The following is a 10,137-nucleotide window of genomic DNA, read 5'->3' on the forward strand; positions in this document are numbered from 1 at the left end:
TAGCAAAACACCGCCGATTCGGCCCTCGGGAATTCCCTGTCGTGCGCGCGCGCGCATTCCGGAGGATCGTGCTGTGTCGGCCGGGTGCCGGCGGGACAGTGCACATCGCCGATTTCGGCGATCCCGCCGCGCACGGCACGGTGCGGCGCAGCCGATTGCTGAGCGCCGCATGCCGGCCGCCAACAATCGCGCATACAGCGATGGAGACAACGCTTGAACCCGACGAAAAAATCGCCCCCCTCCCGCCGCCGCACGCGCCCCGCCGCGGCGCCCCAGCCGGATCTCGGCCGGCCGCACAACACGCGCGCCGACCGCCTCGACCCCGAAGCCGCGACGCTGCTGTCGATGCTGAATCTCGCGGATCGCGGCGCGCTCAGCGACAAGAGTCTCGCGCGGCACCGGCTCGCGTGGCGGCTGTCCGCGCTCGCGCTCGGCCGCGCGGACGCGGTCGCGCAGGTCGAGACGCTGACCGTGCCCGGCCCGGACGCGCCGCTCGAGCTGCGGCTGTACCGGCCGTCGGCCAGCGCCGAGCCCGCGCCCGCGTTCCTGTGGTTCCACGGCGGCGGTTTCCTGATGGGCGGCATCGCGACCGCGGACACGCTGTGCCGCCACATCGCGAAGGCGAGCGGCGCGATCGTCGTCGCCGCGCGCTACCGGCTCGCGCCGGAGCACGATCTGTACGCGGGCCGCGCGGACTGCCTCGCGGCGCTCGACTGGCTCGTCAACGAAGGCCACACGGTCGGCATCGACGCGACGCGGATCGCGATCGGCGGCGACTCGGCCGGCGGCAATCTCGCGGCGGCCGTCGCGCAACGCCACACGGCGCGGGGCGGGCCGGCGCTGCGGATGCAGGTGCTCGCATATCCGGCGACGAACCTGCACGACGAGTTCGCGTCGATGTCGGAGAATGCACGCGGCTACATGCTGACCACGGAGCGGATCGACGCGATCCTGTCGCTGATCACGCGCGAGCCGGCCGACCTGACCGATCCGTGGATTTCCCCGGCGTTCAGCCCCGCGCTCGACGGGCTGCCGCCGGCGCTGATCCTGACCGCGGGCTACGATCCGATCCGCGACGACGGTCTCGCGTACGTGGGCAAGCTGCGCGACGCCGGCGTGCCGGTCGAGCTGCTGCATTACGCGGGCCAATTCCACGGATTCCTGAACTTCGACGGCGTGCTGCGCACCGCGCGCGACGCACTCGACCGGATCGGCGCCGCGCTGCGGCGCGCGCTCGCGGATACGCCGACGGCCGCGGTCGACCGCACGGTCGAAATCGCCGCCTGCACGCGCGAGTCGGTTGCGTTCCCGACGCTGCGGCTCGGCCGCGAGATGCTGATTGCGGGGCTGATGGTCGGCGAGCGGCTCGAGAGCTGGCGCGCCGCGATGATGCGCCGCGTGCTGCCCGGCTCCGGCTGGGCGGCCGCGCTCGCGGGCTCGCTGCTGCTCAATCCGGTGACCGCGTATCGTGCGGAAATCGGCCAGCGGTACGCGGCGATCGGCGCGCGCGAGACGTATCGCGGCGGGCTCGACGGACGGCCTTATCCGGGGTGATTCGCGCTGTGATTCGTGCAGTGATTCGCGCGGGCTGACTCGCGCGGGTCGGCTCACGGATTGAAGCGCGAAACGACGATGCGGGTCGACGGCATGAGCGGCACGCGTGCCGCTCATGCCGTTCGCACTTACGTGGCGGCGGTGGCGGCGGTGGCCGTGGCGCCGTCTGTCGCGCGATACCACGCGACGCCATCGGCATCGATACTGCGCTCGGCCCGCCCCTGATGCAGCAGATGGTTCAGGCACGCGAGGCTTTCGCCGGTCGCCATCCCGAGCAATGCGGTCGCCGATTCGCCGATCGGCCGCGAGAACAGCGCCTCGAACACGTCGACCGCGCGCTTCGGCGTCGCGAGCGCGCCGACGAGCCGGTCGAGCGCGCGCTGCTGGCTCGCCGCGAGCGCGTCGATCCGCGCATGCAGCCCGCGGAAGCATTCGCCGTGCGCGGGCAGCACGAGCACGTCGTCGGGCACGACGCGCTTCACCTTCGCAAGCGAGTCGAGCCATTCGCTCATCGGATCGGCGTCCGGCTCGATCGGCAGCACCGACACGTTCGACGAGATTTTCGGCAGCACCTGATCGCCGGAGATCAGCACGCGCAGCGCCGGACAGTACAGGCACGCGTGCTCGGGCGAATGCCCGCTGCCGACGATCACCTGCCAGTCGTGCGCACCGATCTTCACCGTCTCGCCGTCGCGTAGCCGGCGATAGCTGTCGGGCAGCGCGTGGATGTGCTTGCCGAAGTTGCCGAAGCGCGCGCGGTAGGTTTCGAGCGCGGCGTCGCTCCAGCCCGCGCGGTGAAAGAATTCGATCGCGTCGGGCGGCGCTTCGCGGCCGCTGTCGGACGTCATCACGCGGCAGGTCAGGTATTCGAGGCGCGTCATCCACAGCCGGATCCCGAACTTGCGCGTGAGCCACCCCGCGAGCCCGGCGTGATCGGGATGCAGGTGCGTAACGAACACGCGCGTCATCCGCCGCCCGGTGGTGTCGTTCGCGAACAGCTCGCGCCAGACGTGAATCGCGTCGTCGGTGCGCGCGCCGGTGTCGACGATCGCCCAGCCGTCCCCGTCGTCGAGCGCCCACAGGTTGATGTGGTCGAGCGCGTACGGCAGCGGCATCCGGAACCAGTACACGCCCGGCGCGACCTCGATCGTCTGCCCGCGCGCGGGCGGCCCGTCAAACGGATAGTCGAGCGCGTCCCGCTTCGCGGCGCGCCCCTGTTCGGCTGTCGTCATCGGCTTCCTCTTCTCGCTGTGTTCTGGCGGTTTTCCACTGGTCGAACCGACATTCTGCCGCGCCGCGCTTGCAAGAGCCATACGATTGCCGCGATGACGGCGGCAAAGATGCGCGAGCGCGGTCATCGCAGCCGGTCATCGCCGCCCGTCGCCGCGCCACGCCGCCAGCACGTCGTCGACGCTGCTGTCCTCCCGATCCGCCTCGCGCGCCTCCGGCACGGTCCGGCTGAAGCGCGGCGCGGGCGCCGGCTGCGTGACCCCGCCGAGCTCGACGAACGCGCGGCGCGCGACGTTGTGCGGATGCGCGCTCGCTTCGTCGAGATCGAGCACCGGCGCGAAGCACACGTCCGTCCCTTCGAGCCGCTCGACCCACTCCGCGCGCGTGCGCGTCGCGATCTTCGCGGCGATCCGCCGCTTCAGCACCGGCCAGTTGCGCGCATTCATCTGCTCGCGGAAATCCGCGTCGCCGTCGAGCTCGAGCCGCGCGAGCAATTCCGCGTAGAACGCCGGCTCGAGCGAGCCGATCGACACGAGCTTGCCGTCCGCGCACGCATACGTGTCGTAGAACGGCGCCGCGCCGTCGAGCAGATTCGCGCCGCGCTGCACACTCCAGTGGCCGGCCGCGCGCATCCCGTAGAACATCGCGCCGAGCAGCGCGGCGCCGTCGCTCATCGCCGCGTCGATCACCTGCCCTTTGCCGCTCGCGCGCGCTTCGACGAGCGCGCACGCAACGCCGAACGCAAGCATCATCGCGCCGCCGCCGTAGTCGCCGACGAGGTTCAGCGGCGGCGCCGGCGGCTCGCCGGCCCGCCCCATCGCGCCGAGCATCCCGGAGATTGCGATGTAGTTCAGGTCGTGCCCGGCCGCGTGCGCGAGCGGCCCGTGCTGCCCCCAGCCGGTCATCCGGCCGTACACGAGCGCCGGATTGCGCACGAGGCAGACGTCCGGCCCGAGCCCGAGCCGCTCCATCACGCCGGGGCGGAACCCTTCGATCAGTACGTGAGCGTGCTCGACGAGCGCGAGCGCCTGCGCCACGCCGTCCGCCGACTTCAGGTCGAGTGCGACCGTGCGCTTGCCGCGCGCGGTCACGTCGAAGCGCCGCGCATCGGCGGGCAGCGGCTTGCCGTCGAGGCCGACGCGCCGGTCCGCCGGCCGATCGACGCGGATCACGTCCGCGCCCATGTCGGCCAGCATCATCCCGCAGAACGGGCCCGGGCCGATCCCGACCATCTCCACCACGCGGATGCCCTTCAGAGGTCCTGTCATGTCCGTTGATCCGTTGCTGTCGTCACGCAAGAGCCACGCAAGAGTCACGCAAGGGCCACGCCAGCGCGCTCAGCGAAGCTTGCGCTCGTCGAGCCCGAGGCTGCGCCCGATGATCTCCTTCATGATCTCGCTCGTGCCCGCATAGATCCGCGAGATCCGCGCGTCCGTATACATCCGGCTGATCCGGTATTCGTCCATGTAGCCGGCGCCGCCGTGCAGCTGCACGCCGACGTCGGTCATCCGCCCTTCGAGCTCCGACGTCAGCAGCTTGCCGGTCGCCGCGGTCTCGACGGTCAGCCTGCCCGCATTGTGCAGCAGCACGCACTGGTCGACGAACGTCTGCAGCGCGTCGAGCTCCGCGCGCATCTGCGCGAGCATGAAGCGCGAGTTCTGGAACGTGCCGACCGGCCGGCCGAACGCGGTGCGCGTTTTCACGTAGTCGAGCGTCACGTCGAACGCGGCCTGCGCGCTCGCGATGTAGCCGCACATCCCGGTCAGGCGCTCCTCGGCCAGATGCCGCGTCAGGTAGCGGAAACCCTCGGACGGATCGCCGAGCACGTTCGCCTTCGGCACCTTCACGTTGTCGAAGAACAGCTCGGCGGTGTCCTGCGACTGCAGCCCCATCTTCTTCAGCTTGCGGCCACGCTCGAAACCTTCCATGCCTCGCTCGACGATGAAGAGGCCAATCCCGTGCGGCCGGTCCGCCGACGTGCGCGCGGCGACGACCACGTAATCCGCGAGAATGCCGTTCGAGATGAACGTCTTCGCGCCGTTCAGCAGCCAGTGATCGCCCTTGTCCTCCGCGCGGGTGCGGATGCCGGCGAGATCGGAGCCCGTCTGCGGCTCGGTCATCGCGACCGCGAGGATCGCGTGGCCGGTGATCGCCTTCGGCAGGATCCGCGCGCGCTGCTCGTCGTTGCCGATGCGGCCGATGTACGGGCCGACGAGGCGCGAATGCAGCGGAAAGAAGAAACCCGAATCGCCGTGGCTTGCGTTTTCCTCGATCAGGATCTGGTCGTAGCGGAAGTCGTCGACGCCCGCGCCGCCGTATGCCTCGTCCGCCCACATCAGCAGGTAGCCCTGCGCGCCGGCCTTCAGGTACGCGTCGCGATCGACGCAGCCGGCTTCGCGCCAGCGCTCGACGTGCGGGCCGACCTCGCGCTGGAAGAAGCGCCGGGCGGATTCGCGAAAGCTCTCGTGTTCCGGTTCGAATATCAGACGTTCCATCATCGTTGTCTCCCGCCGTTGTCTTCCGCCGTTGCCTTCCGCCGTTGCCTTCACGCCGTCGGACGATTGTGACCGGCCGCGCGCGCATTCTCGTCGTCGGAAACGATGATTTTTTTGCGACAGAATCATCGGGTCCGACGAAGCGCCGCGCGCGGACGAGCTGACGCCGCGCGTCAGTCGAGCTCGACGCCCTTCAGCTCCGGCACGAGGAAGAACGTCGCGAGCATGTCGAGCACGTAGATGCCGGCGAGCAGCGCGATCGCCACGCGGAACGAATACGCGGTCGCCAGGCTGCCGATCACGATCGGCCCGAAGCCGCCGACCGCGCGGCCGATGTTGAACAGCACGTTCTGCGCGGTCGCGCGCGCGGGCGTCGGATACGCCTCGGAGATCAGCGCGCCGTAGCCGCCGATCATCCCGTTCACGAACAGGCCCATCAACGCGCCGGCCCACAGCATCGCGACCGGATCGGTCAGCCGCGCGTACGCGAGCACCATCGCGACCGAGCCCGCCTGGAAAATCAGGAACGTCGGCTTGCGGCCGATGCGGTCCGCGAGCTGGCCGAACACGGCGACGCCAGCCATCATCCCGAGCACGCTGACGGACGTCCACATCGCGGACTTCGTCAGCGAGAAGCCGAGCGTCTTGCTCAGGTAGGTCGGCAGCCAGATCATGATGCCGTAGTAGCCGAAGTTCTGCACCGAGCACAGCACGACGATGCCGATGCTGGTGCGCGTCGTGCGCGCGTCGGCGACGAGCAGCCGGAACGCGTTCGCGCGACCGTGCCGCGCGCGGGCATGGCGCACGAAAACCTCCGGCTCGTGCAGCGAGCTGCGGACGAACCACGCGACCAGCGCCGGCGCGACGCCAAGCAGGAACATCCCGCGCCAGCCGATGCGCGGCAGCAGCACCGGCGTCAGCAGCGCGGCCAGCAGCACGCCGGCCTGCCAGCCGAGCGCGACGTACGACGACACGCGCGCGCGCTGGCGCGCGGGCCACGCTTCGGTCGCGAGCGCCATCCCGATCCCGAACTCGCCGCCGAGGCCGATGCCCGCGATGGTCCGGTAGATCAACAGATCGGTGAAGCCGCGCGCGAACGCGCAGAGGCCGGTGAATACCGCGAACAGCACGATGGTCCAGGTCAGCACGCGCACGCGGCCGTAGCGGTCGCTCAGCGCGCCGAACACGATGCCGCCGGCGACCGCGCCGACGAGCGTCCAGGTCACGAGCGCACCCGATTGCGCGGGCGTCAGCGCGAGCGCGGCGCCGATCGCGGGCAGCATGAAGCCGAGGATCAGCAGGTCGAAGCCGTCCATCGCATAGCCGATCGCCGAGCCGGCCAGCGTCTTCCATGCGGCGGCGTGCCCCGGGCGGGCGTCGAGTGCGCCCGTGTTCGACATCGTCGTATTGGTCTGTGCTTCCATGCGGCGTTTTTCTCGTGGGCTCGGGAGTCGTGTCCACGGATTTCCGCGCGCTTTTTTTTCTTTTTCCGTTCGAATAACGATCGCGGATCTCGGAGAAAAGCGCGGACGGACACGACGGCCGGTCGCGAAAAAAAACGGCGCCGCCATCGCCCCGCGCAGGCGGGAATCCGGTGCCCGCGCTCGCGCCGGATGTCCGGATTCCAGGATCGCCGGGAGACGCCGGTTCCGCGTGCGCGGGAACGGCGTCGGGCGGTGCGGGAACGGTGCGACCGAGGGCGGCGTATTTTACCCGCTTTTCTTTACCCGTTTTTTACCCCCGCTCTTTCCCCCTTTCAGCGCCCGCCACGCGCGCCGATAGGGAGCGTCAGCGCGTCACAGCGTGTGCCGCGCCGAGTGCGCGAGCAGCAGCAGCTCGTCGAATTGCGTGATCAGCTCGAAGCAGAGCAGGAACGCGAACGTGTACGCGGCGCCGGGAAAGCGCTGCACGCCGCGCATGATCGGCACCGCGTAGCGCGTGCGGATCGCGTCGCGCGTCATCAGCCACGTGATCGCGATGCCGATCGCGGCGCCCGCGAGCAGATCGGTCGGGTAGTGATAACCCAGATACGCGCGCGGCAAACAGATGAAGACGAACACGTACAGCAGCGCGACGACGCCCACGCGCCGCGAAATCAGGAAGATGCCGGTCGCGACCGCCGACCACAGCATCGCGTGATCGCTCGGAAACGAGCTCCACGCCTGCAGCGTCGCCGCGCGCAACGACGCCGGAAAGTGCAGGTGCAGCGCCGGGTTGTAGATCGGCCGCACGCGGAACGGCAGCGACATCGCGAGCCCGCGTCCGAGCGCGAGCGCAAGCAATCCGCTCGCGACCGTCGCGATCACCATCTCGCGCTGCCATTCGCTGCGCTCGTTCGGCTGAAACCAGAACCACCACAGCATCGGAACCAGCAGAAAGCCCTTGAACGTATAGAGCCCGGCGATGACGCGGATCGCATGATCGACCAGCGGCGGAAACGTGATTTGTGTGAGGAAAGTCTGAATGACCGTGTCGAAATTATTCATTTCATGGCTCCCACACGAGCCGGGCGCGTGAAGGGTGCCGGCTCGCGACAGGTAAGTCTTGCTCGTCCGTCGAGCAATTCGGGGCGCCAGTATGTCATCCTGAATTTCGAAGAAAATTCGAAAAAATTCCGGGAAATTACTGACGCGCGGCACCGCACCCGCATCGGGGTCGGATGCCGCGCGCTTCGCGTGCGCGTATCAGCCGGCCGCGCGCCCGATCCGCTCGCGGTCGGCACGATAGCGTCGCCGGCCGAGCACGAACGCGAGGATCGCGACGAGCGACATGCACGGCAGCGCCTGCAACGCGCCGAGCAGACCGATCCGGTCCGCGACGAGGCCGGTGACGAACGGCCCCGGCGCCATCCCGAGCAGGCTGTTCGCGAGCGTCAGCGTCGCGAACACCGACGCGTGAATCGTGGCGGGCGTCACGTTCGTGACCATCGCGCCGGACGGGCCGTTCGTGCCCGACACGACGAACATGCCGAGCGCGATCAGCACGAGCTGCGGCATCCCGGCCGGCAGCCGGAACGCGACCGACAGCAGCGCGAACGACACCGCGCAGTACGCGATCGACACGCTCCACTTGCGCGTCGCGACGCGGCGGCTCACGCGATCCGCGAGCATGCCGCCGAGCACCATCCCGAGCCCGTTGATCAGCACGAAGCCCGCGGCGGTCACGCCCGCGCGCGCGGGCGGCATCGCATAGTAGCGGTTCAGATAGCTCGGCAGCCACGCATACAGCGCGCCGCCGACGAACACCTGCATCCCGCTGCCGACGTACGCGCAACGCGCGGACGCCGACGCGAACAGCCCGGCGACGACCGCCCGGATGCTCGCGCGCACGTCCGTCGCGCCGGGCGCAGCGCGCGCACCCGACGCGCCTGACGCACCCGACGCGGCGGTCACGTCGACGCTCCGGTGCCGCGCGAGCCGCGCCTCCGTCACGACGAACCGGTAGAGCACGATCAGCACGATGCCGACGCCCGCCATCGTCCCGAACGACCAGCGCCAGCCGAAATGCGCGGCGATCACGCCGCCCGCGGCCATGCCGATCACCGAGCCGAACGCGGCGCCCGCCATGAAGCCGGCGGTCAGCGTCGAGCGCAGCGACGCCGGAAAGATGCTGATGATCAGCGCGGGCCCGACCGCGCCATACGACGCCTCGCCGAGCCCGACCAGCGCGCGCGCGGCGAGCATGTCGCCGTAGCGCGTCGACAGCGCGCAGCCGAGCGTCGCGACGCTCCACAGCGCGGCCATCAGCACGATGCTGCGCACGCGCCCCCAGCGGTCGGCGAGCACCGACAGCGGGAACGTCAGCACGCCGACCATCAACGCGACGACGCTGTTGAACGAGCCGAGCTGCGCGTCCGACAGATGCCACGCCGCCTTCAACGCGGGGAAGACCGCGTTCAGCACCTGTCGCGACATGTAGTCGGACAGCATCAGCCCGATCGTCAGCGCGAACACGAGCCACGCATAAGGACGCGGCGCGGCTCGCGCGACGGGTTCGCGATCGACCGCTGTATCGGTGGCGGAAATCTGCACGGTGTCCTCCCCTGCTCTCGTCGTGAACGCCGCGCTACTGGCCGAGCGGCCGCTGCACGGTCAGCTTGTTCGTCACCGAGCTCACGCCGGCGACGCCCTTCGCGACGCTCGCGACCGTGTCGATCTGCGACGCATCGGTCACGGTGCCGTTCAGCGTCACCGCGCCGCCTTTCGCGATGATGCTGATGCTGCCCGCGTCGATCTCCTTGTGCTTCGCGAGCGCTGCATACACCTTGCGCTTCAGCGCGCGGTTCGCCTGCCGGATCGCCTTCTTGCTCGTCGCGCCCGGCGCTGCGGTCGCGACGCCTGCCGATGCGCCGACCGATGCGACGGCCGATGCGCTCGCCTGTGCCCACGCGCCGCCCGTCGCCGTCGCCGTCGCGATCGCGACGGCGAGAGCCACCCCGAGTGCCTTCATCTTTTTCATCGTTTATCTCCGTTTGAATATCGAATCATCAGAAAGTGTGCCGCATGCCGATCATCGCGGCCGTCGTCGACACGCCCGGCGCGACCGGCTCGCCATACGTGATCGTCTGGTTCATCGTGCCGCGGTTCGCGACGTAGCCGACCTGCGCATAGACCATCGTCCGCTTCGACAGGCTGTATTCGGCGCCCATCGCATACTCGCTCGAATGGTTCGCGCCGTTGTTGCGGTCCTTCAGGAAGTAGTAGCCGGACGTGACCCGGAGGAACGGGCTGAACTGATAGCCGAGCCCGCCCGAGATCATTTCGTAGTCCACTTTGTTCGAGTTGGCCGGGCTCTTGCCGAGCCCGTACGATGCCGATACCGACAAGCCGCTGAACGTGTACTTCGCGCCGAAGTAGTA

Annotated in this window: 9 protein-coding genes; 1 reads left to right on the top strand and 8 read right to left on the bottom strand. The window is 69.4% G+C overall.

The window, feature by feature from the left end; all coding sequences use genetic code 11:
- Nucleotides 1–213: 213 nt before the first annotated feature.
- On the top strand, nt 214–1,554 hold the full coding sequence (locus tag HZI36_RS21710; RefSeq protein WP_179404723.1) for an alpha/beta hydrolase: 1,341 nt from the start codon (nt 214–216) through the stop codon (nt 1,552–1,554).
- 128 nt (nt 1,555–1,682) lie between these two features.
- Here HZI36_RS21710 and HZI36_RS21715 read toward each other — a convergent pair whose 3' ends face one another.
- From HZI36_RS21715 to HZI36_RS21750, 8 genes are all read right to left on the bottom strand, one after another.
- Nucleotides 1,683–2,786, bottom strand: a complete 1,104-nt coding sequence (locus HZI36_RS21715) for an MBL fold metallo-hydrolase (protein WP_179404724.1) — start codon at nt 2,784–2,786, stop codon at nt 1,683–1,685.
- A gap of 135 nt (nt 2,787–2,921) precedes the next feature.
- On the bottom strand, nt 2,922–4,052 hold the full coding sequence (locus HZI36_RS21720) for a CaiB/BaiF CoA transferase family protein (protein ID WP_179404725.1): 1,131 nt from the start codon (nt 4,050–4,052) through the stop codon (nt 2,922–2,924).
- Nucleotides 4,053–4,121: 69 nt separating this feature from the next.
- Nucleotides 4,122–5,279: an acyl-CoA dehydrogenase family protein gene (locus HZI36_RS21725; protein WP_179404737.1), complete on the bottom strand. Its 1,158-nt coding sequence runs from the start codon at nt 5,277–5,279 to the stop codon at nt 4,122–4,124.
- 173 nt (nt 5,280–5,452) lie between these two features.
- Nucleotides 5,453–6,679, bottom strand: a complete 1,227-nt coding sequence (locus tag HZI36_RS21730) for an MFS transporter (protein ID WP_246327172.1) — start codon at nt 6,677–6,679, stop codon at nt 5,453–5,455.
- A 396-nt stretch (nt 6,680–7,075) separates the two neighbouring features.
- Complete coding sequence (locus tag HZI36_RS21735) at nt 7,076–7,765, bottom strand: phosphatase PAP2 family protein (RefSeq protein ID WP_179404727.1); 690 nt, start codon at nt 7,763–7,765, stop codon at nt 7,076–7,078.
- 198 nt (nt 7,766–7,963) lie between these two features.
- Nucleotides 7,964–9,310 (bottom strand): MFS transporter, encoded by a 1,347-nt coding sequence (locus HZI36_RS21740; protein ID WP_425485280.1) that lies wholly within the window; start codon nt 9,308–9,310, stop codon nt 7,964–7,966.
- 34 nt (nt 9,311–9,344) lie between these two features.
- The gene (locus HZI36_RS21745; RefSeq protein WP_179404728.1) at nt 9,345–9,737 is read right to left on the bottom strand and encodes a BON domain-containing protein; all 393 of its coding nucleotides are present in this window, start codon (nt 9,735–9,737) and stop codon (nt 9,345–9,347) included.
- 28 nt (nt 9,738–9,765) lie between these two features.
- Nucleotides 9,766–10,137: porin (locus HZI36_RS21750; RefSeq protein WP_179404729.1), on the bottom strand; the 372-nt coding region annotated here is incomplete at its 5' end.

Origin of the sequence: Burkholderia guangdongensis, from assembly GCF_013403875.1 — a bacterium.
Taxonomy (GTDB): domain Bacteria; phylum Pseudomonadota; class Gammaproteobacteria; order Burkholderiales; family Burkholderiaceae; genus Burkholderia; species Burkholderia guangdongensis.

Bases quoted from the DNA above. Each gene is read 5' to 3' on its own strand.
- HZI36_RS21715 (WP_179404724.1), bottom strand. From the start codon at position 2,786: ATGACGACAGCCGAACAGGGGCGCGCCGCGAAGCGGGACGCGCTCGAC.
- HZI36_RS21720 (WP_179404725.1), bottom strand. From the start codon at position 4,052: ATGACAGGACCTCTGAAGGGCATCCGCGTGGTGGAGATGGTCGGGATC.
- HZI36_RS21725 (WP_179404737.1), bottom strand. From the start codon at position 5,279: ATGGAACGTCTGATATTCGAACCGGAACACGAGAGCTTTCGCGAATCC.
- HZI36_RS21730 (WP_246327172.1), bottom strand. From the start codon at position 6,679: ATGTCGAACACGGGCGCACTCGACGCCCGCCCGGGGCACGCCGCCGCA.
- HZI36_RS21735 (WP_179404727.1), bottom strand. From the start codon at position 7,765: ATGAATAATTTCGACACGGTCATTCAGACTTTCCTCACACAAATCACG.
- HZI36_RS21745 (WP_179404728.1), bottom strand. From the start codon at position 9,737: ATGAAAAAGATGAAGGCACTCGGGGTGGCTCTCGCCGTCGCGATCGCG.